This window comes from Labrys okinawensis (assembly GCF_002982075.1).
GTDB classification, from domain to species: domain Bacteria; phylum Pseudomonadota; class Alphaproteobacteria; order Rhizobiales; family Labraceae; genus Labrys; species Labrys okinawensis_A.
The window spans coordinates 178208-203249 of record NZ_PUEJ01000001.1 but is presented as its reverse complement, the minus strand read 5'-3'; the positions used below and the strand labels follow the sequence as shown (position 1 = coordinate 203249).

Sequence of the window (25042 nt, the reverse complement as noted above, 5' to 3'; positions counted from 1 at the left end):
TGGCGAGCCTGGAGGCGAGATGCCCCTTGCGCGTTCGAGAGATCTCAGGGGGAGCCGAAGGCGAAGCGGATCGCTTGATTGAGGGCACCAGGCAGGACGGACATGTGGTTTTCGCCTTCCAGCAATTGGAAGGATGCCTCAAGACCCGGCACGTTCGCCAGGCGCTCGGCCATGGCCCGTGCATTGTCGACGATCCGGCTTTCCGCATAGCCCCGCTCGCGCTCGGCCGCGTCGCTCGCGCCGAGCTGGAATGGCGCCAGGCGCTGTTCATACTCGCCGGCCAGCACCAGCACGCGTCCCGGAGGGTTTGCCTCCTTTCGCGCGGCGAAACGTTCGGCCTCACCCACGATACCCGCCCCTTCCCACCAGATCGCCGGGCTGGCCGCGACCCAGGCCGAGAAGGCTTCCGGCTTGCGGAACAAGGCATGCAGAGCGAACAGGCCGCCGAAGGAGTGGCCGAATAGGGCTTGCAGCCTTCCATCGATGGGGGCTCGGGAAGCGATCACCGGCTTGAGTTCGTCCTCGATGAACGCCAGGAACTGGTCGGCTCCGCCGGTTCGCACCTCGGGGCCGCCCTCGGTGTGGGGCGGGTAGGTCTGGCCGGGCGGCGGCCCCATGTCCCAGGATCGGCGCACGCTGTCATAGGCTTCCGGCGTCGGGTAGCCGATGCCAACCAGCACCCCAGGCATGATGCCGGTGCCGCGCGGATAGGCCGACTGGACGCGCATGATGTCGACCGCCGTCCCGACAATGGCGTTGGCATCGAGGAAATAGAGGATCGGCCAGCCCTGGGGCGGCGGCGCTTCCCTGGGAATGCGCAGGAAAATGCGGTAGGGCGACATTTGCGACGCAGGCGCCAGATCGAAATGGATCGTGTCGGCAATGAGGGCTGCTGTACTCACGATGGGGACCTTCGCGCTAGGAGCCAGATCAGGGACGGACATCCGATCAGGGATGCCGCCAGTCCGGCGGGAATTTGCCGAGGAAAAACGATGGTGCGGCCGAACCAGTCGGCGGCGACCATGACCAGCGCCCCTATGAGGGCCGCCCCAGCCAGCTCAGCGGTAACCCGGCGCATGCCGAGGCGGCGCGCCAGATGCGGTGCCATCAGCCCCACGAAGCTGAGCGGCCCGACGATCAGGGTCGCCGCGGCGGCAAGGAGAGCGCTGAGAGCCAGGGTGAGGACGTGGCTGTGGCCGGGATTGAGGCCGAGAGCGGACGACATGCCCCTGCCAAGCGGCAGAATGGTCAGCATTCTCACGGTCAGCAACAATCCACCAAAGAGCAGGAGCGCCGTCGCAATGCTCACGAGCGCGGCAGTGGTATCCACCGCATAGGTCGAGCCCATCATCCAGTTCAACAGCAGCATCGCACGCGGATCTCCGCCGGCCATCAAGACGTTGATCACCGCGTCGAACATGGCCCCGAAGGCGATGCCGGCGATCAGGGCCCTGTCGGGGCTCGCCTTGCGGTCGAGGGCCAGGATGGCCGCCAATGCGGCGAAGGCGCCGATCGCCGCTGCAAGCAATTGCATGCCCCGGCCGACGGTCGACAGAGAGAACAGGGCGATGGCAAGGCCGAAGGCTGCGCCAGCGCTGACACCCATGACCTCCGGGCCGGCCATGGGATTGCCCGTCAGGCGCTGTAGCAGGCATCCGGCGAGGCCAAGCATCACGCCTGCGGCCAGAGCTGCAATTGCACGCGGCAGGCGCAGCGCCACCACCCTGTCGAGTTCCTGCCCCAGGCTCAGATGCCATCCATTGCCGTCGCGTCCAATCACCGTGGAGAGCGCCAGGAGGATGAGCAGGAGGACTGCCACGGCGATGAGACGGCTCGTGGTCGTGGTCGACGGCGGTGCTTTCTCCACCGCGGCGGCCGGAGGCACCAGCGGCACGCTCCTTTGCCGTACGAGCAGGACGATGAGGAGAGGCGCGCCCAGCAGGGCCGTGACGGCGCCGGTCGGCAGGCTCAGCCCCGATAAAGCGTCCGCCGACTGGACGGCCTGGTCCACGAGCCACAACAAGCCGGCACCGAACACAGTCGACCACGCCAGTTGATGCCCGGCCCGTCGCGCGCCCAGGGCACGGGCCAGCACGGGAGCCGCGAGGCTAATGAAGCCGATGACGCCGACCGCGCTCACGACATTGACGCTGAGCACCACGGCAAGCGCCAAGGCGGACAGCCTTGCCGTCGCGACGGAAAGGCCGAGGCTTCGTGCCTTGGCATCGTCCAGTCCCAGCAATGCCAAGGGACGCGCGAGCATGCCGGCGGCCAGCGCGGCCGCGAGGAGGACAGGGACGAGCTTGACCGTCACCGTCCACCCCTGCTGGCTGAGAGAGCCGCTGCCCCAGATGAAGAGCCCGGCGAGATACTCCGTCTTGAACAGGGTCAGCATGGCCGTGAGGGCCGCACAGAAGAGCCCCGTCACAAGTCCTGCCAGAATGACCGAAATCGGGGCGAGGCCCCGCCGCCACGAAAGGGCCAGAACCCCCGCTGCCGCCAGCGCGCCGCCCGCCAGGGCCGACCAGACCCGCCCGAAGGCGAACAGCCATGGCGCCCATAGCATCGCCACGCTCAGGGCAAGGCTTGCCCCGGCCTCGATGCCGAGCGTGGTCGGTGAGGCAATGGGGTTGCGCAAGGAAAGCTGGCAGAGCGCGCCGGCCAGGCCCAACGTGGCGCCGCACAGGAGGCTGACGACGAGGCGTGGCAGGAAACTATAGGCGAGCAGCATCTGTGCGGTGTCGGCGGGATTTCCTGCCCACAAGGCATCGAGCCCAAACCCCGCAGGCAGGTATCCGGCAATGTGCCACCAGCTCAAGGCGCCCGCTGCAACGAGCAGGCTCGCGGTGAGAACGGTGGCTCCCCTATGACGTGCAGTCTCAACCATGGGTGTTTTCGACATCTGCAAGATGGCTGCTCAGCAACGTTCCAAAGCGCATCGCGGAAGGCAGCATTCCGAAAGCCGATGCGGCAGGCAGACGATGGATGCGCCCGGCGCGAACGAACAGCAGGCTGTTCCACACGGGGTTGGTTGCGAGGCTTTGGAGGATGCCCGGGGCGACCGGTTCGAAATAGAGAAATCGGCTTTCAGGACTGACGGCCAGATCCCCCAGCCCGATGGTGGAAAAACCCCAATAGTTGGTCGGCCGCGTCCAGCCATTGGCAAGGCCGCAGCGGTCGATCACATCCTGGAACAGGCTGCGCTGGCCGTAGATGCGCAGATGCCCCTCGTCGAGGAAGTTGACGATCAGCACCGGCCTGTCCGCAGCCTTGCGAAGACGGGAGCGCAGTTGCTTCATTGTAGCCGCCCCCCTGGCAATCAGGGCCTGTGCCTGGCTGTCGCGTCCAAGCAAGGCGCCGAGCCGGAGTGTCTCCTTGATGCTCAGTTCATAGGGATGCCCCCCCGGCGGAGCGTAGATGGAGAATGTCTGTGTGGGAGCAATACGCGCCATCACGGGTTCGATCGCAGCCAGGTAGGGCGTCGTGATGATGAGGTCCGGCGCAAGCCGCACCAACAGTTCGAGATTGGGCTCTCGGTCGGTCCCCAGATCGACGATGCCGGGCGGCAGGCGTGGTTCGACCACCCAGTCGTTCCAGGCTTCGACTTGCGGCATGGCGATCGGCGTCACGCCCAGGCCGAGCAGGGTTTCGGTCAGGCCATCGTCGAGCGAAACAATGCGCGTGGGATAAGGAGCCGATTGCAAACCCGTTGGCGCTGCCGAGGCGGAACCAAGGCCTGAAGCGAGCGCGGCCAGCCCCCCGGTCAGGAAAGTCCGCCGGCTGGGCGAGAGACGGGAAGCCTTGCCGAACTGCAAGGCGTCACCAGCGATAGCGCAGGCTGGCGGTCATCACCCGGCGAGCCCCCTGGTAGCAAAAACCGGCCTCGCAGGTGACATATTTCTTGTCGAACAGGTTGCGGGCATTGGCCTGCACGTCCCAGCCTTTCAGCCCCCGCCTGATCTGCCCGAGATCGTAGCTGAGCTTGGCATCCACAAGCGCGACCGCATCGTTCTTGAAGGTATTCTTGGCGTCGCCGTAGCTTTCGCCGATGTAACGCAAGCCCAGCCCCGCGCCGAAGCCTGCCAGGGCGATATCGCCGGGCGCCTGGTAGTCGACCCAGGTCGAGAAGCTGTTGCGCGGCGTTGCGGTTGGCACCTTGCCGACGGTGCCGACATCGCCGGTGATGGTCTTCAGGTCCAGGAAGGTATAGGCGCCGCGCAGGCTGAAGCCGGCACCGAGATTGGCCACGGCTTCCAGCTCGAAGCCGCGTCCGCGTATCTTGCCTCGCTGCGTCGAAACATTGCCTATGGACACGATGCCGCCATCCTGCGTGATGTCGAAGACGGACGCGGTGACCATCCCGTCGAACCAGGCGGGGGCGTATTTGACGCCTCCTTCGATCTGCCGGCCGGTCGTGGGCTTGAATGCGACGCCGTCGGCGGAACCGAGATTGGGATTGAAGGAGGTGGAATAGCTGACATAGGGGGCGAGGCCGTTGTCGAACAGATAGGTCAGGCCCACGCGCCCGGTGAAGGCATTGTCGTTAGCGCTCTGGCGTGAATCGGAAAGGCGCTCATAGGTCTTGGTTCGGACCCAGTCCTGCCGGCCCGTCAGAGTCAGGACCCAGTTATTATATTTGGCCTGCTCCTGCACATAGAGGCCGAGCTGGTTCTGCCTTTGGGACATGTTGGAGGAATTGAAGGGCGGATCGGTGAAAGCCCCCAGCGAGGCGCCCGTGGTCAGGTCGAGATCGGGTGCCGTCCCGTAGCCGACGCCGCTGCGCAGCGTGAGATTGGAATAATCCAGGCCCACCAACATCTTGTGCTCGACGGGACCGGTCGAAAAATCGGCCTGGAGCTGATTGTCGACCGCCAAGGCCTTCAATCTGTCATGGACATAGCCGGTATAGCGCTTGGCGATCATCGCATCGGTATCGACGCTGGTGATCCCGGTGAAGCGCACCTCCGTATCGGCGGCGCCATAACGCAGTTTCTGGCGGAACGTGAAAGTATCGTCGAACTTGTGCTCGAACTGATAGCCGATGCGATATTGGCTCTGCTCGAGGCTGTTATAATCGGGATCGCTTTGCGCATACTGATTGGAGGGTGAACCCGCCCATGTGTAAAAGGGGAAGGCGGCCGGCGTCTTGGCCTGGAGATATTCGCCGAGGATGGTCAATGTCGTCTGGTCGTTCGGCCGCCAGGTGAAGGCCGGCGCCAGGCTGGCGAGCTTGTCATCGCCGCCGCCCAAAACATTGGCTGTCTTGCCGTCTCTGAGGGTTCCCGTCAGGCGATAGAGCAAGGTCTGCTGAGCGTCGATCGGGCCCCCAATATCGAAATTGCCCTGGATGTGGTCCCTGTTGCCGCCCTCCAGCGCCACCTCGCCAAAGCGCGTGTCGACCGGGAGCTTGGAGGTGATGTCGACGAGCCCGCCGGGCGATCCCAGACCGTAGAGAGCCGAACTCGGGCCGCGCAGCACCGAGATGTTCTCGACATTGTAGGGGTCCACCTTGAAGACCGCCATGTTGGCGCCTGGGAGGCGCAGCCCGTCGCGATAGATCCCGTTATAGGTGACGTCGAAGCCGCGGATGGAGAAGGAGTCGAAGCGAGAGTCGAAACCCGCGGATTCCGTTCGCACGCCGGGCGTGTAGGCGACGGCCTGCGTCAGGGATTGGACATTGCGGTCGGTCAGTTCCTTGCGGGTGAGCACCGTCACTGATTGCGGGGTCTCGATCAGCGGTGTGTTGGTCTTCGTGCCCGCCACGCTGCGCCGGGCGACGTAGCCGGTGCTGCCATCCCCACCGCTCTCCACCACGACCGGATCGAGCTCGATCGCGCCGGGAATACTGGCCGTTTCGTCCCGGACGATGGGCGCCGTGATCGCGACCGTGCTTGAATTCGTGAAGGTGTAGGACAGACCCGTGCCACGCAAAAGGCGCGACAGCGCCTGCTGCGGCGTGGCGGAACCGGCGATACCGGGCGAGGACTTGCCTCGTGCAATCGCAGGCAGATAGGTAATCTGCAAGCCGCTCTGACGCCCGAATGCGGCCAAGGCTTGGCTGAGCGGTCCCTTCGGAATGGTGAATTGAACCTGCGCCGCCTGCGCGTTGGCCGGAACAAGGAGCGGCATGGAGACGATAACGCTCGAAGCCATCAGGGCGGAACTCAGCGCCCAGCCGGAAAGGCCCCCACGAAAGCCTCGAGCCAATTCCATCGACAACCCTCCTCACTCACCGACACCAAGGGGCTGCAGGGCTCGACGACCGCGTCGCAAGCCCGCCCCCCTTGAGTGAAGACGAATGGGAGCCGCGAAATTTCTCTCTTCTACGAAGTTTTTTAGAGCAGGATGACTTTGCTCCGAAGCGTCATATTGCTCTAACTCCTTGTTTTGACGCGTTTTCTCTCACTGAAAAGTCTATCGACTTTTCTGGAAAACGCTTTAGACCGACGATATCACGGTGAGGTAGGGGCCGAGCGAACGAACGCGGGCGCCGAAGGGATGAACCACTGCTTCCAAAGCGCGCAAGGGATTGCCGGGATCGAAAACGCCGCTGATGCGGTTGGCGCCGAGACCCGCATCGGCGATCATCACGCGCCCCGGCTGCCAGCGCGCGATCTTCGCCACGACGGCCCGCACCGGCTCGTTCTCGACCAGAATCTGGCCGCTGCGCCAGGCACCGATCTGGCGGGCATCCCGGTTGCCGCGCGTGGTAAGGCGAGTGCGTTCGTCGAAGGTCGCCCATTGCCCGGCCGCCAGCCGGTTGCCATCAGCGGGACCTGAACCGGGAACATTTATCTCGACCAAGCCATGTTCGACCGAAACCGAAACCAGGCCGGCATCGTTGCTGAGGTCGAAGGCCGTACCGAGGGCGGTCGCGGCCATTTCGGACGTCGTGGCCAGGAAGGGGCGCGAGGGGTCCTTGGCAACCTCGAAGAATGCCATACCCGCCAGCAAGGCAACCTCTCTCCGGCGGCCGTCGTAATGCAGGGCAATAGCACTGTCCGGGCCCAGTGTCGCCGTGCCGCCATCGGGAAGCGCAATACGACGGATTTCGGCTGTCCCAGTGAGGTGATCGGCCTTGGCGCGCAGAACAAGGGCGGGCAAGGCAAGATAACTGCCGGCCAAGACCCCTGCCCCGGCCACTCCCGCCGCCACGACGCTGCGACGGCTCAGCCCCTGCCGGGAACGCTGTTTGGCCCGATAGGCGGGAACAAGCACCCGGCCCGTCAGGCCATGGATTTCCGAAACTTCGAGCCATGCCTTCTCATAGGCCGGGCCCCTGGCGCGCCAGCGCTTCACCATCTGCCTCGACACGGGATTGCCCGGATCATTCTGGAGACGGATCATGAGATCGGCCGCCTCTTCGAACAGCCGATCTTCCTGTGGGGAAGTATCGTTCATTGACGTTCCTTGGGCAGGCGAGCGGGCACCGGCCGGCCATTCCTGACTACATCAATCAAACGGATGAGCGGAAACAATTTTCCGAACGCCTGCGAAGCGGCCCGCCGGCTGCTGGCTTCATCCGGCGAACCGGATGTCTTTCGCCGCGCCTACACCTTCTCCTGCAGCCGGGCCCGGACATGAAGATAGGCTTCCCGGATCAGCGTCCAGGTCCTGGTCGTCGACAGGCCAAGCTCCTGCGCAATTTCGCCGATGGTCTTCTCGCCCAGACGATGCATCTGGAAGGCCTGGCGCGTGCGATCCGGCAAGTCCGCCAGCGCCGCTGCGACGATCGCAAGGCGCTGACGGTCGATGACGATGGTCTCGGGAGACGGTCTGTCGTCCGAAATCGCGGCGACGGCCTCGTCCGCGAGGTCGTCCCGGAGCGCCAGTCGCTCGCGGCGCTGCTGATCCACGCGCAGATTGCGCGCGATGCGGTGGATCAGGGCTTGTGGATTGGCATGATTCAACTCGGCATGCGCTTCAGCCGAAAGCAGCCTGAGAAAGGTCTCCTGTGTCAAATCGGCGGCGTTCTCGGCCGTAACTCCCTTGCGCCGCAGGGCGGTGGAGACCTCCTTGGCGTGGCGCAGAAACAGCGTGCGGATATCCAGCACCATCTAGCGCCCCTCCATGAGGACGCAATTCCCGCCTGCCATCGCACCATGCGGTAAGTCTTGCCGCGACACCCGCTTGCATGGATCAAAGCAGACCGTCGCGAAGCAAGAGAGAAAGAGGCGCTGAGCTTGAGGCACGACGACAGCCGATATGAAGGAGGAACCCGATCCCCTTTGCCATTCTCTGAATTCTCTTGCAATAACAATAATTTATACAGATTCTAGACTGTGCGCAGTCGACCCCGCCCGCACGGGGCGGCTCCTAGTCGGGAAGAACGGACCATATCTTCTTGGCAAAGCCGCGCTTGTCGAGTGCCCAGGTCGTGCCGGTGACGACGGCGCGCCCATGGCGACATTGGAAACTATGGCCCGTATCATGACCCGTAATCGCGAGAGCCAGGTCATGGCCGTCGTCGGCGCCCGGATTCTCCCGGCAGTATTTCGTGATTTCAGGGATGTTGCGCGCCATGTTGATCTTCACGCAAGGCAGGTTCGCGCCGACGGAACAGACCATCACCCTGCCGTCCATGCAGCGATAGTTGGCGTCGGCCTTCAAATGGACATCGAGCTCGTCCGGATCTGCCTGGGAAGTGCTCTGCGCGCCAGACCCACTCTGCAATGTCTTGTAGGCACGCAGCGTCCGATCGCGCAGGTCAGGCGTATAGCCGCGGAGAGTGTCGTCGGTACCGACACGGGCGCAATAGGCCGGGAGATCCTCGTGCGGACCTTTCTCCGCCTTGGCGGCGGCAGCGGGCATTGAAAAGCCACTCAGGGCGATGGCGACGCAGCACGAAAAGGCAAGGATGCGTTGCTTGATCATGGCTATCCCCAAACGAATGCAGGACCTTCCGGCAAGTCCCGCTCAAGCCGGCCGGCAAGACAGGCGGCGCGGTCCTGCCGCATCGCGGCGACTGCTTGTACAGGGCCATGAGCCCCGCGACCGAACCGGCAGGAGCAAGGGAACCTGCAAGGAAAGGCCCCGTCAGCACCATTCAGGTCGTAACGGCGGCGGCCGGCAACCCGCGAAGCCCATGCTGCTTATTCCAGAAAGGCAGATCTTGGATCGTCTTCCATCGCGCTGCTCCCTGTGAGGGTGACCGCTAATGGCTCGTTCGACTTTCAGGCCGCCCTGGCAGGGCCGGAGTCGGTTCTTTGTTATCTTACGGACGGATCGTCGGACCTGTTGTGTCGAGGGTAACACCAAACGAAACCGGTCAGCCATCACGCCCTGGTTGGCTTCGTGAGCGGCATCCCGGACATCGCCTCGCCTGCCCGTGTTTTGTCTCGGTCCATCAGCCGGGAGGTATGTGAACCACGGCATTCCTGCGGCATCGGGCGGGCGAAAGACTTGCGGTACATTTGTAATGTATGCACAAAAATTGTTGACATTTCAATGATAAAGAGAAAATCTAAGATAACAACAATTCCGAGAAACGACCATGCTGGCCATTCTTGCCGACGATTTGACGGGCGCGTTGGACACCGCCGCGCCATTCGCGGCGCGGGGCATGCATGCGCAGGTGGCCTTGACGATCGATGCCATTGACGAGGCCGTCCGGGAAGGTCCGGACGTGGTTTCGATCAATCTCGCTTCACGCGAACTGAGCGCCGATACGGCGCGGCATTTGACCGCCGCAGCCTTGGCCGCCCTGCCGGCCGGGACCCGCCTGTTCAAGAAGGTGGACTCGCGCCTCAAGGGGCATGTTGCCGCCGAACTCGATGCCCTGCCCTTTCGCGCCGCACTGATGGCCCCGGCGATTCCCGACTTCGGACGGGTGGTTAAAGCCGGCTGCGTGCAAGGGTTCGGCGTGGAGACACCGATCTCCATTGTCGAGAAGCTCGGCCCGCACGCAGTGCGCGCCACAATTCCGGACATTCCGGACCAGGACGGGTTGCGCGTCTGGCTCGCCCGATCGGAAGAGGAGGGCATCGATCTTCTGATCGGCGCACGAGGCTTGGCGGAAGCGCTTGCCGAACGCCTTACGGGGCGGGCCGTCGGGAGCTTGGCCGAGATTGCGGACGGACCCGCCCTGTTCGTGATTGGATCCCATGATCCGATCACCCTTGCCCAGGTCGATGCGCTCAGGGCCGCGTTCGATCCCCATTACCTGCCGGCGCCCAATGGCCGCCTCGCCGAGCCCCTCGTCGACGGCAATGCCATCACCCTCGTGCAGGCGGTGCCGGGCGAGGAGACCGTGACCTCGCGGGAGGTCTCCCAAGCCCTTGCGCAGAGTGTATATCCCAGCCTCGCGCAGGTATCGACGCTGCTGTTGTCAGGCGGGGAAACGGCGCAGGCCGTGCTGGAAAAAATGGAAATCGGGCGTTTTCGGCTCCTGGGCGAATGCCAGCCGGGGCTGGGCTTGGCCCATGCCCGAGGTCATTGCATCATTGCAAAATCGGGGGGGTTCGGGCAGCCGGATACGCTGAGCAGGATCGCCGGCCAGATCCTCCGCAAGACGGGATGACAGATGGGTTTGCAGAACGGAACAGCGCGCAGGAGTCTCGGCGATCTCGTCTTCGAGCGCATGCATCGTGCCATCAAGTCCGGCGCATACAAACCGGACGAACGCCTGCCGACCGAACACGATCTGGCCATCGAATTCGAGGTCTCGCGCCCGATCATCCGGGAGGCGCTGCGCCGGCTTCGCGAGCAGGGCTTCATCTATTCGCGGCGAGGGGCGGGCAGCTTCGTGCGCGCGGTCGGCATGCGGGAGCCGCTCGGCTTCGGACAGCTGGAAAACGTCGCCGACCTTCTGAACTGTTACGAGTTCCGGCTCACGGTGGAGCCGGCGGCGGCAGCCGCGGCGGCGGAGCGCCACGACGCAGCCAATCTGGCCGCCATTCGCCAGGCCCTGGAACTCATGCGGGACGCCACAAACCGGCAGTCCCACCGGGAAGACGCGGACTTCCAGTTCCATCTCGCCATCGCGCGAGCGGCTCAGAACAGCTATTTCTTCACCGCGATGGAAGCCCTGAAGGATCACATCGCCGTCGGCATGCGCTTCCACGGCGCCTCGGTCAAACGCGAGGCGACCGGCCTCACCCGGGTCTTCGCCGAGCATGAGGCCATCGCCAAAGCCATCGCCACCCGTGACGGGGCGAAGGCGAGACAGCTCATGCATGACCATCTTACCGGGTCTCGCGACCGCCTGTTCCAGGCGAGCAGATAAATCGCAGCAGAACCTAAAGGGCTGCCCTGTAGATCGCAAGCACGTCGTCGACATTCATGTCGATCGGATTGTTGTCCATCAGGCGACGATTGGCATGTGCCTCGCGCGCATAGAGCGGCAGGTCATCCTCCCTGGCGCCGTGAGCGGCAAGCGACATTTCGATGCCGAGTCCTCGGCAAAAATCATGGGCTGCCTTGACCAGCCCGGTGCTGGAAAGATCCTGTCCCAATCCCAACGCATGCGCCACTTCAGCCGTCTTGCCGGCGGCGGCGGGTTGGTTGAAGGCCAGCACATGCGGGAAGATGATCGCATTCGCCAAACCATGGGGCAGGCCGAGCCGCGTGCCGAGCGGATAGGCGATGGCATGCCCGGCGGCGGTGTTCACCGGCCCCAGGCAGATGCCGCCATAATAGGAGCCGAGCATCAGCCCCTCGCGTGCCTCGGTATCGGCGCCGTCCCTGACGGCACGCGCCAGATATTTGCCGACCAGCCCGAAGCCCATGCGGGCAAAACCGTCGATCATCGGATGGGCGCGGCGATTGGTGAAGGCTTCGACGCAGTGCGCCATGGCATCGACACCGGTTGCCGCCGTCACCGCCGGGGGCACCGAATAGGTCAGCTCCGGATCCAGCACGGCGAGATCCGCGATCATATGCGGGCTTTCGACGGCAATCTTGTTGCCCTTGCCGGGATCGGTGATCAAGGAACGAATGCCGGCCTCCGAGCCGGTACCAGCGGTGGTGGCGACCTGCGCGAGGCGCGTGCGCCGGCCCGCCACCCGGTTCGGCCCGGCGACGTCGGCGAGCGTCTGCGGCGAATCCCAGAGCACGGCCACCAGCTTGGCGACATCGAGAACCGAACCGCCGCCAAGACCGACGATCAGGTCCGGCTTGCTGCCACGCGCGGCTTCAAGAGCCGCATCCAGCGTCTTGATATCCGGCTCGCCGGGAATGGCATCGAACACGCTGACGCGGCCGGACAGCTTCAGACGATCGGCAAAGCCCGCCGTGATCGGCGTCGCAATCACCAGGACCGACCCGGCATCGCCGGCCCAGTTGCCGACCTCAGCCGCCGTGCCGGCACCCACGACAAGACGGCGGGGCTGATGGAGAACGATTGGAGCGATGGTCATGCGTCATCCCCGCCTGGCCGCGCCAGACACCAGCTTGCGGGCGTAGGCGATGGCCGAAATCATGTTGCCGTGATTGGCAATACCCTTGCCGGCAATGTCGAAGGCCGTGCCGTGATCGACGGACGTGCGGTCGATCGGCAGCTCCACCGAAACGTTCACGGCCGTATCGAAGGCGACGAGCTTGACCGGAATGTGCCCCTGATCGTGATATTGGGCGACAACCAGGTCGAACACGCCCGAATAGGCGCGATGGAACACGGTATCGGCGGAAATCGGGCCGTGGATGTCGATGCCCTCGGCACGGGCTGCCCTGACCGCCGGCGCGATCTGGTCATCGTCCTCGCTGCCGAACAGGCCGTTCTCGCCGCAATGGGGATTGATGCCGGCCACCGCGATCTTGGGCGCGGCGTAACCGATGCGCCTGAGGTGGGCATCGCCGGCACGGATGGTTGCCAGCACGCGCTCGGTGGTCGAACGGCGGATCGCCTCCTGCAGCGAGACATGGGTGGAGACGTGAATGACCTTCAGCCGTTCGGAGGCGAGCAGCATGTAGGCCGCCGTCGATCCCGTCAGGCTGCGCAGCATGCCGGTATGCCCGTCATAGTGATGGCCGGCGAGGTTCAGGGCCTCCTTGCTGATCGGCGCGGTGACGATGCAGCCGATCACGCCGGCTTCGGCATCGCGCACCGCCTTCTCGATGAAGCGGAAGGCGGCATCGCCCGCGACCGGGCTCAGCCTGCCCCAGGGCAGCGGGGCACCCTCGACGGGCAGATCCACGACGTGAGCGGCCAGATCGACATCGAGGCCGAGCGCCGCCCGTGCAGCCTCCAACGTCGGCAAATTGCCGTAGATGCGGATCGTCTCACGCTCCTGGGCAGACATGCCGGCGAGCGCGCGGACTGAAATCTCAGGGCCGATGCCGCAGGGGTCGCCCATGGTGATGCCGATGATATTGCTCATGAAGAACTCCGGACGGCAGCCTTGTCCCAGCCCGAAGCCAGCCGGACATATTTGATGGCACGCCGATGATAGGTGTAGGCCAGATGCATGGTACCGTCAGGCTCCGCCAGCAGCCAGGGATAGGACATTTCCTTGTTGCGGCCATCGGTCGAGTCGTTGGAAAGGCAGGTGCCGGGCCCGTCCTCGACGACAAGGCGCAGCGGAAAGGTCTCGCCGCCGTCGTCCGACAGGCACAGGCAGACCGGAGCCCGCGGCACGCCCCAAATGGGCGTGCAGCCGCCGGTTGGATCCGCATCGGGACGACGGTCGTCCTCGCCGAGTTCGTCATAGAGCGAGGCGCGCCGGTCCGCTGACTGCGCCGCGCTCACCGGATTGCAGATCATCGCGACCCTGCCGTCGCCGAGGCGTATCACGGCGATGGAAGAATTGTTGTTCGGCACGTCGGTCGCCTGCGGGGCGGACCATGACCGGCCTCCGTCCACGCTCTGGCTCCTGAAGACCCAATCGGCCTGCCGCCGGCGGAAGAAGGCGGCGAAACGTCTTTCGCCCAACCGGACCGGCGACATGTGCACGCAGCCGATCGACTGGTCCAGGTCCTCAAGCCGCCAGGTCCTGCCCTCGTCGAGGCTGATGCCGACGGCGGCCGTGTCATGGCTGCCGTTCCATTTCTGACCGGGCCGCTGGACGCACCGAAAGATGGGCAACAGCCAGGCTCCGTCGTCGCGCACCGCCAGCGGCGCGCGCACGAAACAGCCGCGCGGCAGATCGAGATAGTTGCCCTCCCCGGCCGTCAGTGCCAGCGGCTGCGAGACGTCCCGGCGGATCTCGGCCATTCGGATCCTGCATTCGTCCTGATTGCCGGAAGGCTGAGAGGTATGGAAGAGCCACAGCTTTCCATCCTGGGCGGTGAAGAGCACGGGATTTTGCTCCGAATGGGCGGGATCGAAGCTCAGCCTTTGCGGCGGCCCCCAGCATGGTGCCCCCTTCGGCAATACGCTGGCGAAGATCGAAATATCGGACTTGCCTTCCAGCGTGCCGCCGAACCAGGCGCACACCAGGGCACCATCCTGAAGCAGGTGCAGATAGGCCGCATGATTCTGGACCATGGGCGAAGGCAGCAAAGCCTCCTGGCGCCCCGGCGACACGCGCTGGAGCCGGCCATTCATGTTCCGGGCTATTTCCTCGGGGTCCATTCGCTCCCTCCCAATATGAGGCCACCATCCCCAAAAACATAAAGTTGTCAAGTTTTTCAATGTTACTGCATCGATCAAAAAATAGAATTATTTATACTAACTTCTTGATTAAAAACAAGAAAATTTATGATAATGGCCGCACAAGGATTTACATTAGGAAATAAATTGACAAATTTATGGGAAAGGGAGATGGTTTTGGGCAACCGGCGAAAGGACGTCGGAGGGAGGACTGCCGTGAAGAAAATGATTGTCTTGGGGGCGCTGGTGCTGGGCTCGGCCCTCTCGCCCGCCTTCGCCGGATCCGGACCAATCAAGATCGTACTGGCCGAGGAGGCTGACCTGCTGGAGCCCTGCATGGCGACCCGCTCCAATATCGGGCGCGTCATCATGCAGAATGTCAGCGAGACGCTGACCGAGCTCGACGTGCGCAACCACAAGGGCCTGATGCCGCGCCTCGCCGAAAAATGGGAGCAGAACGCCGACGGCAGCTGGCGCTTTCATCTGCGCCACGGCGTCAAATTCTCCGACGGCACGGCGTTCGATGCCAAGGACGTCAAGCACAGCTTCGAGCGCATCATGAGCGACAAGAACGCCTGTGAATCGCGTCGCTATTTCGGCGGCATGACGATAACCCCCGCCATCGTCGACGACTACACCATCGACTTCAAGGCCGACCCGGCCCAGCCGATCCTGCCGCTGCTGATGTCCCTCGTCACCATCGTGCCCGAGGAAACGCCACTCCAATTCGTGCGCGAGCCGGTCGGCACGGGTCCATACAAATTGACCAACTGGACACCGGGCCAGCAGATCGTCCTCACCAGCCGCGACGACTACTGGGGCCCGAAGCCGGAAGTGACGCAGGCGACCTATCTGTTCCGCGCCGATCCTTCCGTCCGTGCCGCCATGGTCCAGACCGGGGAAGCCGATCTGTCGCCGTCGATATCGCAGCTCGACGCCACCAATCCAGCCACCGATTTCTCCTATCTCGACAGCGAAACGGTCTATCTGCGCATCGATCACAACATCCCGCCGCTGAACGATGTCCGCATCCGCCGCGCGCTCAATCTGGCCATCGACCGTCAGGCCTTCCTCGGCACGCTGGTTCCCAAGGATGCCCTGCTCGCCACGGCGATCGTGCCCCCGCCGACGCTCGGCTGGAACCCGAACGTCAAGGTCTTCCCCTACGATCCCGACGGCGCCAAGAAATTGCTGGCGGAAGCCAAGGCCGATGGCGTCAAGCTCGACACGCCGATCACCATCATCGCCCGCACCGCGAATTTTCCCAACGTCACCGAGATCATGGAGGCCATCCAGGCGCAATTGCAGGATGTCGGTTTCAAGGTCGACCTGAAATTCGTCGAGGTCGCCGAGCACGAACAATATTATTCCAAGCCCTTCAAGGAGGGCCGCGGGCCTCAGATCGTCGCCGCCATGCACGACAATGCCAAGGGCGACCCTTCCTTTTCGATGTTCTTCAAATATGCGACCAACGGCACCCAGTCCGGCTTTTCGGATCCGAAGGTCGACGACTTGATCAAGCGCGCTTCCTCGGCGGTCGGCGAGAACAGGGCCAAGCTATGGTCGGAGCTGTTCGCCTATCTGCATGACGACGTCGTCGCCGACGTGCTGCTGTTCCACATGGTCGGCTTCTCGCGGGTTTCCGAGCGACTGGACTACAAGCCGACCATGGCGACCAACTCCATGCTCCAGCTCTCCGAGATCAAGATCAAATAGACCTGTCCCGACTGGACTTACCCTGGCAAACGACAGGCTTGCCGGTCGCACCAGCCATCGGGGCGGTGGGTCATCCCACCGCCCTCCTCCTCGAGGACGCCATGCTGAGCTTCATCCGAAAACGCGCCATGGCCAGTCTGATCTCCCTGATCGGACTGATCGTCATGGTCTTCTTCCTGTCGCGTCTGACCGGCGATCCGGCCGCCCTGTTCCTCCCGGTCGAAGCCTCGGCTGAAATGAAGGAGCAGTTCCGCCAGTTGCATGGATTGAACGATCCTCTGCTGGTCCAGTTCCTGCGCTATGTCGGTGACGTGACGGTCGGTGATTTCGGCGAGTCCCTGCGCAAGGCCCGGCCCGCCCTCGACGTCGTACTCGAAGCCTTCGTATGGACCCTTTGGCTTGCTGCCATCACGATGACGCTGGTTGCCAGTGCCGCCATCGTCGTGGGTTCGCTTGCCGCCTTCCGCGCCGGCGGTTTTTTCGACCGGCTCTCCTCCCTCATCTCCCTGCTCGGTGCCTCGGTTCCCGATTTCTGGATCGCGATCGTGGCGATCGTCGTGTTTTCAGTGAAGCTGGCCTGGCTGCCGACCTCGGGCACGGGTTCCCTTCTGCACTGGATCCTGCCGATCTGCGTGCTGTTCATCCGCCCCTTCGGCATCATCGTGCAGGTGGTACGCGGATCGATGATCGGCGCCCTCTCCTCGGCCTATGTGAAGACGGCCCGCGCCAAGGGCGTCAAATCGGGGCCGATCATCTTCATCCATGCCCTGCGCAACGCGATGCTGCCTGTCATCACCGTGATCGGTGACCAGGCCGCGAGCCTGCTCAACGGTGCCGTCATCGTCGAGACCATTTTCGGCTTTCCGGGGATCGGCAAGCTGATGATCGATTCCATTCTGCAGCGTGACTTCAATGTCGTGCTGGCGGCGATCCTCGTCACGGCGCTGGCGATCTTCCTCATGAATCTCCTGATCGATTTTGCCTACGCACTGCTCGATCCGCGGATCCGTCACTGAGGACCGCGGCCATGACCCACCCCACGATCCATACCGCGATCACAGCCGAACCTTCTTTCGCGACACGCATGGTTCGCATGTTGCTTGCCGACAAATTCGCCCTTTGCGCCGCCATCCTGCTGCTCCTGGTCGTGGTCCTCGCCGTCATAGGACCGAGCTGGCTCGGCGACCTCGCGACCAAGCAAAATCTCCGCGGGCGCAACGCAGCCCCCTTCGACTGGGAACGCGGCTGGGTGTGGTGGATGGGCGCCGACGCACTCGGTCGCCCCCTGTTGGCTCGCATCGTCGTCGCCACGCGCAACACGCTGCTGGTGGCCGCCGGCGCCGTCGCCCTGTCGGCCGGTATCGGCACCCTGCTTGGGCTTTTAGCCGGCTTTTCCTCGGCGCGCGTGAACCAGGTGATCATGCGGCTGGCGGACGTCATCATGTCCTTCCCGTCGCTGCTGATCGCCGTGATCGTGCTCTATATCCTGGGCCCTTCGATCCTGAACCTGATGCTGGTGTTGGCAATCACCCGCATTCCCGTCTACCTCAGAACCACGCGGGCCGAAGTGCTCGAGATCCGCGAACGCATGTTCGTGCAGGCTGCCAGGGTGATGGGAGCCTCCAGAACGCGCATCCTCTTCCGGCATATCCTGCCCGTCGTCCTGCCGACGCTGACCACGCTCGCTACGCTGGATTTTGCCTATGTCATGCTGGCCGAAAGTGCCTTGTCTTTCCTCGGCATCGGCATTCAGCCGCCGGAGATCACCTGGGGGCTGATGATCTCGCAGGGTCGGCAATATCTGACCAATGCTTGGTGGCTGTCCTTCTGGCCCGGCCTGGCGATCATAGTGACGACCCTGTCGCTGAATCTTTTGTCGAACTGGCTGCGCATCGCGCTCGATCCGACGCAACGCTGGCGCCTGGAAATGAAGGCACGCAAGAATGGCTGATCATCTCCTGGAGGTTCGCGACCTCTCCGTCGAGTTTCATACGGCGATGGGCGTGGTCAAGGCGGTTCGCAACGTCTCCTACCATCTCGACCGTGGCGAAACGCTGGCGATCCTCGGCGAGAGCGGGTCGGGCAAGTCGGTCTCGTCATCCGCCATCATGAACCTGATCGACATGCCGCCGGGGCGCATAGCCTTGGGCGAAATCCTCCTCGACGGGGTCGATCTCCTAAAAATGCCGCCGCGTGAACGGCGCGAGGTGAACGGGCGCCGCATCGCCATGATCTTCCAGGATCCTCTCAGCCACCTCAACCCGGTCTACACGGTCGGCTGGCAGATCCGCGAGGCCCTCACTGCCCATGGAACCAATGCGGCCGCTGCCCGGGCCGAGACGCTGCGCCTGCTGACGCGGGTCGGCATCCCCGATCCCGAGTTTTCGCTCGGCAAATACCCGCATGAATTCTCGGGTGGCCAGCGCCAGCGCGTGATGATCGCCATGGCGCTCGCGCTACGGCCCGACCTTCTGATCGCCGACGAGCCGACCACCGCGCTCGACGTCACGGTCCAGGCGGAAGTCCTCGCCCTGCTGAAGGAATTGCAGCGGGAAACCGGCATGGCCATCCTCATCATCACACATGATCTCGGCGTCGTCGCCGAAATCGCCGACAGGGTCGTGGTGATGGAAAAGGGCGAGCTGGTCGAGGCAGGCACTGTCGGCCAAGTCTACAAGGACCCCCAGCATCCCTATACCCGCAAACTCATCGCCGCGGCCCCCGGCAAGGGCCAGATGCACGAACCGGCCGCCCGCGCCGAACCCGTGCTGTCGGTGCGCGACGTGCGCAAGCGCTATGGCGCCTTCGAGGCCCTGAAGGGCATTTCCTTCGATCTCATGGCGGGCGAGACGATGGCGGTCGTCGGCGAGAGCGGCTCGGGCAAGTCTACGCTTGCCCGCATCCTGCTGCGCCTCGACGAGCCCGATAGCGGCAGCGCGCTGTGGAAGGGACGCGATCTTTTCACGATGTCGCCCGCCGAGCTCTACAGGCTGCGCCGCGACCTGCAGATGGTGTTCCAAGATCCCACCCAGTCGCTCAATACGCGCATGACCGTATACCAGCTCATTTCCGAAGCATGGGCCATCCATCCCGATATCCTGCCCAAGGCGAGATGGCGCGAGCGCGTGGCCGAACTCCTGATGCAGGTGGGGCTCGGAGCCGAACATATGGGCCGCTATCCGCATCAATTCTCCGGCGGCCAGCGCCAGCGCATCGCCATCGCCAGGGCCCTCGCGCTCGAACCCCAGCTCATCATCTGCGACGAGGCCGTGTCGGCTCTCGACGTCTCGGTGCAGGCCCAGGTCATCGCGCTGCTCGACAGGCTGCGCCAGCAGCTCGGGATCGCCTTCATCTTCATAGCCCATGACCTGCCGGTGGTGCGCGACTTCGCCGACTACGTCATGGTCATGCAGAAGGGGAGCATCGTGGAACTCGGCACGGTACGCGAGGTGTTCGAAGCCCCGCGCCAGGACTATACCCGCGCCCTTCTTGCGGCGGCGCTCGATCCCGATCCGGATATCCAGGCTGCTCATCGCGCCGCCCGCCTGCGGATAGCCTCCTGAAGAGCCCGCCCCATTCCAAGGAAGACCCCATGTCCAGACACGCCTTCGTGGCCCTCGTGACCTGCTTCAATGCGGACGAAACCATCAACTACAAGGTGACGCGCGCCCAGGTTCGCCGCCAGGTCGAGGCCGGCAACAACATCATGTGCGCCGGCACCAATGGCGATTTCACCGCGCTCACCTTCGAGGAAAAGGTGCGGTTGACTGAAGAGGTGGTGGATGAGGTCGGCGGCCGCGTCAGGGTGATCGTCAATGCCGGCATGCCGGCGACCTTCGAAACGACGAAGCTGGCGCGCGAATTCGACCGCATCGGCGTCGACGGCATTGCCGTGATCACGCCCTTCTTCATCGCCTGCACGCAGGATGGCCTCATCCGCCATTTCTCGACCGTCGCCGATGCGGTGCAGACGCCGGTCTACCTCTACGACATCCCGGCGCGCACGCAAAACCACATCGAACCCCAGACCGCCCGGACCCTGGCCAATCACGGCAATATTGCCGGCATCAAGGATTCGGGAGGCGCAAAGGAGACGCTCGAGGCCTATCTTCAGGTCTCCAAGGAGGTCGACGGGTTCCAGGTCTATTCCGGGCCCGATCATCTGGTGCTGTGGGCACTCCAGAACGGAGCGGCTGGCTGCATATCGGGCCTGGGCAATGCGATGCCGCATGTCCTGGCCGGCATTTTGAGCGCCTTCAATGCCGGCAACATTGCCGAGGCCGAAAGGCAGCAGGCTGTTTTCGCCGCTTTTCGCACCGACCTTTATGCGCTTGGATTTGCTCCCGCCATGGTCAAGCGCGCGCTCTATCTGCAGGACGCGTCCGTTGGCGCCAGCCGCCAGCCGGCATTGCTGCCCAACGATGAGCAGGATGCCCAGGTTGCCAGCCTCCTGCGCCAATATGGCCTGCTCTGACCTGAACCCCCTTCGGGGCGGCTGCTCCTCTCAGACCTCCGGAATATTCTCCTTGAATACCACCTGCAGGCGCGGCGGGTGGGCAATGATCGGCTGGTCCCGCAGGGAGTGGATCAGCGTGTTCAGCGCTTCGCGCGCCTCCACCCGTGGGTTCTGGTCGATGACCGCATCGAGCGTGCCGTCGAGCAGCAAGGGCTTGGTGTCCTCCGTCACCTCATGGCCGACAAAGACCACGGAGTTCGCCCGGCCGCATTCTTTCAAGGCGCGGGCAATGCCGGGGATGCCGGCGCCGATATTGTAGATGGCGGCAAGATCCGGGTGGTGCTGCAGCAGGGCCTTGGTTTCCGCGTAGGCGCGCGCGTTGTCGTCGCCCATTTCGCGAAGTTCCACGATATGCAGGCCGGGATTCTCCTCGGCGAGGATATGGCGAAAGCCCATCTCGCGCTCCTCATGGCCGCGATAGGACAGTGACCCGGCCAGCAGCCCCACCTTGCCCGTCCTGCCGACACCCATGAAGCGGCCGGCGAGATAGCCGGCCAGGCGGCCGGCCGCCCGGTTGTCGATGCCGACATAAGCCACGCGCGGCACGGATTGGATGTCGGAAACGATCGTCACGATCTTGATGCCGGTGGCCGCCAGCGACCGGATCGCCTCGCGCACCGTGGGATGATCCAGCGCAATGACCCCCACCCCGTTTGTTTCGCCCTGCAGCTCGTAGAGCGCGCGGGCGAGCCTGTCCGGCGTGAAGTCGTCGACCGTATGGATCCGCGCGTCGACGCCAGCGCGGTAAGCCGCCTGCTCGGCAATCTGCCCGCACAGCTTGCGCATGAACGCATTGGAATGGGAGGGCAGCACGAAATCGAGGCGCAGGCTGCGCCCGTTTCCCGCATCCTGCACCTCGGTATCCTCGAGCACATAGCCCAGGCGCTGGGCCGTTTCGAGAATGATCTCGCGGGTGCGGCCGCGCACGCCCGGGCGCCCATTCAGGACACGATCCACCGTTGCCGACGAGAAACCGGCCTCTCGCGCAACGTCTGACAGGGTGGCACGCAATCTGGGACTCGCCTTCTACTTTGTGATTCTGATGGAAAATGATGGATTTTTTACGAGGCCGGCGCAAGCGGCGCCTACGCTTCCCTCAGGGCCCGCAGTTATTTATCCACTTGTTCTATCTTGCGTTTTCGACAATTCCTCCAAATCCTCCAGTCCAGATGATTTACAATGATTTCAAATGATGTTGACATCAAAATCCATCAACATCAATATCGCCCGAAAGGTCGGACAAACAGACCGTTTGGGAGGATGCATGAACGAACCCAGGCGTTTCGCGCCGGATGCCCCCGTGCGCACCAGGCGCTACGCGATCGGCTGCATCGGCGCCGGCATGATCATGGCCGAATGCCATCTGGCGGCCTACAAGGAGGCGGGCTTCCCTGTCGTCGCCATCGCCTCCCGCACCAGGGCCAATGCCGAAAAGGTCGCCACCCGCTGGCAGATCCCGACCGTGCATGACACCCCCGAGGCGTTGATCGAGGACAGCGACGTCGAGATCCTCGACCTTGCTTTTCCGCCCGACCAGCAGCCGGCGCTCATCCGTCACGCCCTCAAGCAAAAGCACATCAAGGCGATCCTTGCCCAAAAGCCGCTTGCCCTCTCGCTGGCGGAAGCCATCAAGCTGCGGGACGAGGCCGAGGCCGCCGGCAAGATCCTCTCCGTCAACCAGAACATGCGCTACGACCAGTCGATGCGCGTGCTCAAGCAGGTTCTCGAGGCAGGCGATCTCGGGCAGGTGGTGTTCGCCCAGATCGACATGCATGCGATCCCCCATTGGCAACCCTTCCTGCGCAATTACGACCGGCTGACGCTCGCCAATATGAGCGTGCATCACCTCGACGTGCTGCGCTTCCTGTTCGGCGAACCCGACGAGATCACCACCCTCACCCGCAGGGACCCTCGCACCGCCTTCGACCATCGCGACGGCATCACGATCTCGACCCTGCGCTTTGCCTCCGGAGTGCTGGCCTTGTCGCTCGAAGACGTCTGGTCGGGTCCGAGGCAGGAAGGCTATCGCGACGACCAGCACATCACCTGGCGGGTGGAGGGAACCGAGGGCGTGGCCAAGGGCAGCATCGGCTGGCCCACCGGCGCCCCCTCCACCTTCAGCTATGCCTCGGCCAAGGCCACGGGCGGCGAGTGGGTCACGCCGCAATGGCAGACCATGTGGTTCCCGCACGCCTTCATCGGCGTGATGGAGCAGCTTCAGCACGCGGTGGAAACCGGAACCGCCCCGGCTCTTTCGGTCGCCGACAACGTGAGGACGATGGCGCTGGTGGAAGCGGGATACCGCTCCATCAAGGAAAGCCGCACCGTCAGGCTCAGCGAAATACCCATCCATTGAAAATCAAGAAATATCGATACGGGAAGGAAATCGACCATGATGCAGGCAGGTATCTTCACCGGCTATTTTCCCTATAGCCTGGAGGAAACGGCGAAGAAGATCCGTTCGCTCGACTTCAACACCGTGCAGCTCGACCTGCATTTCAAGGATGTCGATCTCTCCGCCGGCCAGATCACCCCGGACAAGGCAAAGAAGGTGCGCGATACCTTCCGCGACCACCATCTGCCGATCTGCTGCATCTCCGGCTACACCAACATCATCCATCCCGACAAAGCCGAGCGCGAGAAGCGCGTCGGCTATCTCAAGGAGATCATCCGCAATGCGCGCCATTTCGGCTCGCCCTATGTGATCTCCGAGACGGGGACCTTCAACACCGAGTCCGATTGGGTGCATCACCCCAAGAACAAGACCGAGGAAGGGTTCGAGGAATGCCGCAAGGTGATCGCCGACCTCGCCCAGACGGCCTATGACCACGGCGCGGTCTTCCTGCTCGAAACCTATGTGAACAATGTCGTCGGCTCGGTCGAGGAGACCGTGCGCATGTTCGCCCAGGTCGATCATCCCGGCCTCGGCCTGCTGATGGATCCGACCAATTACTTCGAGACCCACAACATCGACCGGATGGACCAGATCCTCAATCAGGTCTTCGACACGCTCAGCGACAAGATCCGGATCGCCCATGCCAAGGACGTGAAGCGCTCGGGCGACGACAAGAGCGAGAAACATGCCGATATCGGCGACGCGGACGCTCTCGAAAGCCATACCTTCCGCGGCGTCGGCGAGATCGAGCTGCCCGCCCCCGGCCTCGGCTCGCTCAATTACGATCTCTACCTGCAGCGTCTTTCCCAGAAGCATCCCAACATCCCGGTGATTATCGAGCACCTGTCCGAGGACGACGTGCCCCGCGCCAAGAAATTTCTCGACGGCAAGTTCCGCCAGAACGGTCTTTGAAGGTTGAGGGAGGCGAACATGATGAAGCTCGGATTGAAACTGGCTGCCGCGGCGGCCTTGCTGGCAGCGGCGATCACCGCGCCGCAGGCACAGGAACAGCAGAAGACCTTCTATCTTCTCTCCCATGGCGGGCCCTCCGACGCGTTCTGGATCGACTGGAACGCCGGTGCCACCAAGGCCTGCGACCAGCTCAAGGTCACCTGCAAGATTTCCTTCAGCGGCGGCGACATGGCTGCCCAGAAGGAGGCCTTCAACTCGGCCATCGCTGCCAAGCCGGATGGCATCGCCACCACCTCCGCACAGCCGGGCCTGTGGACCGAAGAGGTGAAGGCCGCCAAGGCAGCCGGCATCCCGATCGTCTTCTACAACACCGATGACGTCGCCACCGGCCGCCAGGCCTATGTCGGGGCCGATCTCAAGGAGGCCGGCGTCACCTGGGCCAGATATCTGGTCGACAAGAAGCTGGTGAAGCAGGGCGACAAGGTCTTCCTGCCCGTGGAGGTGCCCGGCGCCAGCTACCAGCAGCTGGAGACGGAAGGCATCGCCAGCGTCTTCGACCCGCTCGGCATCAAATATGACGTGGTCGATTGCGGCACCGATCCGGCCGGCATCATCGCCAAGATGACGGACTACATGGTCGCCAACAAACCGCCGGCGGTCATCGCCCTCGGCGACTCGGTGGCCGCCAGCGTCAAGCGCGTCTTCGAGGGCGCCGGCGTTTCGGCGGGCCAGGTCCCCGTCGTCGGCTGGGGCAATTCGCGGGAGACGGCCGAGGCGGTCAAGGCCGGGTATGTCAACGCCGCCGCCTGGCAATACCCCTCGGCGCAGGGCTTCATGCCGGTCGCCCTCCTCAATCTCGCCGCCTCGGGCCAGCCCATCGGCTACGACGTGCATACGTTCAGCCTCTACGACGCTTCCAGCGTCGAGCCGATCCTGAAGCTCTACGCCGGCAAGTAACCGGAGGGGCTGGCCTCGG

21 protein-coding genes are annotated in these 25042 nt (G+C 63.7%); 10 read left to right on the top strand and 11 right to left on the bottom strand.

Annotated features, from left to right (window positions below):
• Positions 1-44: 44 nt before the first annotated feature.
• From C5L14_RS00975 to C5L14_RS00945, 7 genes are all read right to left on the bottom strand, one after another.
• Positions 45-902 carry an alpha/beta hydrolase gene (locus C5L14_RS00975; RefSeq protein WP_428832588.1) on the bottom strand — a complete coding sequence of 286 codons (858 nt, stop codon included), beginning with the start codon at positions 900-902 and terminating at the stop codon, positions 45-47.
• Entirely contained in the window at positions 899-2887 is a 1989-nt protein-coding gene (fhuB, locus tag C5L14_RS00970; protein ID WP_181160952.1) for a Fe(3+)-hydroxamate ABC transporter permease FhuB, read from the bottom strand. The genes C5L14_RS00975 and fhuB overlap by 4 nt, the downstream gene beginning before the upstream one ends.
• Positions 2880-3815: an ABC transporter substrate-binding protein gene (locus C5L14_RS00965; RefSeq protein ID WP_181160951.1), complete on the bottom strand. Its 936-nt coding sequence runs from the start codon at positions 3813-3815 to the stop codon at positions 2880-2882. The genes fhuB and C5L14_RS00965 overlap by 8 nt, the downstream gene beginning before the upstream one ends.
• A 4-nt stretch (positions 3816-3819) precedes the next feature.
• Positions 3820-6213 (bottom strand): TonB-dependent siderophore receptor, encoded by a 2394-nt coding sequence (locus tag C5L14_RS00960; RefSeq protein WP_105860160.1) that lies wholly within the window; start codon positions 6211-6213, stop codon positions 3820-3822.
• Between the two features lie 225 nt (positions 6214-6438).
• Entirely contained in the window at positions 6439-7401 is a 963-nt protein-coding gene (locus C5L14_RS00955; RefSeq protein WP_105860159.1) for a FecR family protein, read from the bottom strand.
• A gap of 149 nt (positions 7402-7550) precedes the next feature.
• Positions 7551-8057 carry an RNA polymerase sigma factor gene (locus C5L14_RS00950; RefSeq protein ID WP_105860158.1) on the bottom strand — a complete coding sequence of 169 codons (507 nt, stop codon included), beginning with the start codon at positions 8055-8057 and terminating at the stop codon, positions 7551-7553.
• 259 nt (positions 8058-8316) lie between these two features.
• Positions 8317-8874 carry a hypothetical protein gene (locus C5L14_RS00945; RefSeq protein WP_105860157.1) on the bottom strand — a complete coding sequence of 186 codons (558 nt, stop codon included), beginning with the start codon at positions 8872-8874 and terminating at the stop codon, positions 8317-8319.
• Positions 8875-9493: 619 nt separating this feature from the next.
• Between C5L14_RS00945 and C5L14_RS00940 the strand changes: the two genes are divergently transcribed.
• On the top strand, positions 9494-10519 hold the full coding sequence (locus tag C5L14_RS00940; protein ID WP_105860156.1) for a four-carbon acid sugar kinase family protein: 1026 nt from the start codon (positions 9494-9496) through the stop codon (positions 10517-10519).
• A gap of 3 nt (positions 10520-10522) precedes the next feature.
• A complete protein-coding gene (locus C5L14_RS00935; RefSeq protein WP_105860155.1) occupies positions 10523-11224 on the top strand; it encodes a FadR/GntR family transcriptional regulator in 702 nt (233 codons plus the stop codon).
• A 13-nt stretch (positions 11225-11237) separates the two neighbouring features.
• Here C5L14_RS00935 and C5L14_RS00930 read toward each other — a convergent pair whose 3' ends face one another.
• The 3 genes from C5L14_RS00930 to C5L14_RS00920 are packed head-to-tail and all read right to left on the bottom strand — an operon-like array spanning position 11238 to position 14509.
• A complete protein-coding gene (locus C5L14_RS00930; RefSeq protein ID WP_105860154.1) occupies positions 11238-12356 on the bottom strand; it encodes an iron-containing alcohol dehydrogenase in 1119 nt (372 codons plus the stop codon).
• 3 nt (positions 12357-12359) lie between these two features.
• Positions 12360-13316, bottom strand: coding sequence for a 4-hydroxythreonine-4-phosphate dehydrogenase PdxA (gene pdxA / locus C5L14_RS00925; protein WP_105860153.1), 957 nt, complete (start codon positions 13314-13316; stop codon positions 12360-12362).
• Positions 13313-14509 (bottom strand): sialidase family protein, encoded by a 1197-nt coding sequence (locus tag C5L14_RS00920; RefSeq protein WP_105860152.1) that lies wholly within the window; start codon positions 14507-14509, stop codon positions 13313-13315. The genes pdxA and C5L14_RS00920 overlap by 4 nt, the downstream gene beginning before the upstream one ends.
• Before the next feature lie 243 nt (positions 14510-14752).
• On the opposite strand from C5L14_RS00920, the gene C5L14_RS00915 reads away from it, so the two are divergent.
• From C5L14_RS00915 to C5L14_RS00895, 5 genes are all read left to right on the top strand, one after another.
• Positions 14753-16243 carry an ABC transporter substrate-binding protein gene (locus C5L14_RS00915; RefSeq protein WP_428832595.1) on the top strand — a complete coding sequence of 497 codons (1491 nt, stop codon included), beginning with the start codon at positions 14753-14755 and terminating at the stop codon, positions 16241-16243.
• Positions 16244-16344: 101 nt separating this feature from the next.
• Entirely contained in the window at positions 16345-17259 is a 915-nt protein-coding gene (locus C5L14_RS00910) for an ABC transporter permease (protein ID WP_105860630.1), read from the top strand.
• A gap of 11 nt (positions 17260-17270) precedes the next feature.
• Positions 17271-18194: an ABC transporter permease gene (locus C5L14_RS00905; protein ID WP_105860150.1), complete on the top strand. Its 924-nt coding sequence runs from the start codon at positions 17271-17273 to the stop codon at positions 18192-18194.
• The gene (locus tag C5L14_RS00900; RefSeq protein WP_105860149.1) at positions 18187-19806 is read left to right on the top strand and encodes an ABC transporter ATP-binding protein; all 1620 of its coding nucleotides are present in this window, start codon (positions 18187-18189) and stop codon (positions 19804-19806) included. Before C5L14_RS00905 ends, C5L14_RS00900 begins: the two co-directional genes overlap by 8 nt.
• Before the next feature lie 29 nt (positions 19807-19835).
• Positions 19836-20717: a dihydrodipicolinate synthase family protein gene (locus C5L14_RS00895; protein ID WP_105860148.1), complete on the top strand. Its 882-nt coding sequence runs from the start codon at positions 19836-19838 to the stop codon at positions 20715-20717.
• Between the two features lie 30 nt (positions 20718-20747).
• Here C5L14_RS00895 and C5L14_RS00890 read toward each other — a convergent pair whose 3' ends face one another.
• Positions 20748-21770 (bottom strand): LacI family DNA-binding transcriptional regulator, encoded by a 1023-nt coding sequence (locus tag C5L14_RS00890; RefSeq protein WP_105860147.1) that lies wholly within the window; start codon positions 21768-21770, stop codon positions 20748-20750.
• A gap of 253 nt (positions 21771-22023) precedes the next feature.
• Between C5L14_RS00890 and C5L14_RS00885 the strand changes: the two genes are divergently transcribed.
• From C5L14_RS00885 to C5L14_RS00875, 3 genes are read left to right on the top strand one after another with little or no spacing between them, the layout of a single operon-like run.
• The gene (locus C5L14_RS00885; protein WP_105860146.1) at positions 22024-23115 is read left to right on the top strand and encodes a Gfo/Idh/MocA family protein; all 1092 of its coding nucleotides are present in this window, start codon (positions 22024-22026) and stop codon (positions 23113-23115) included.
• Between the two features lie 36 nt (positions 23116-23151).
• Positions 23152-24066, top strand: a complete 915-nt coding sequence (locus C5L14_RS00880; RefSeq protein WP_105860145.1) for a sugar phosphate isomerase/epimerase family protein — start codon at positions 23152-23154, stop codon at positions 24064-24066.
• Positions 24067-24084: 18 nt separating this feature from the next.
• Entirely contained in the window at positions 24085-25023 is a 939-nt protein-coding gene (locus C5L14_RS00875; protein WP_105860144.1) for a sugar ABC transporter substrate-binding protein, read from the top strand.
• The last annotated feature ends 19 nt before the right edge of the window (positions 25024-25042 follow it).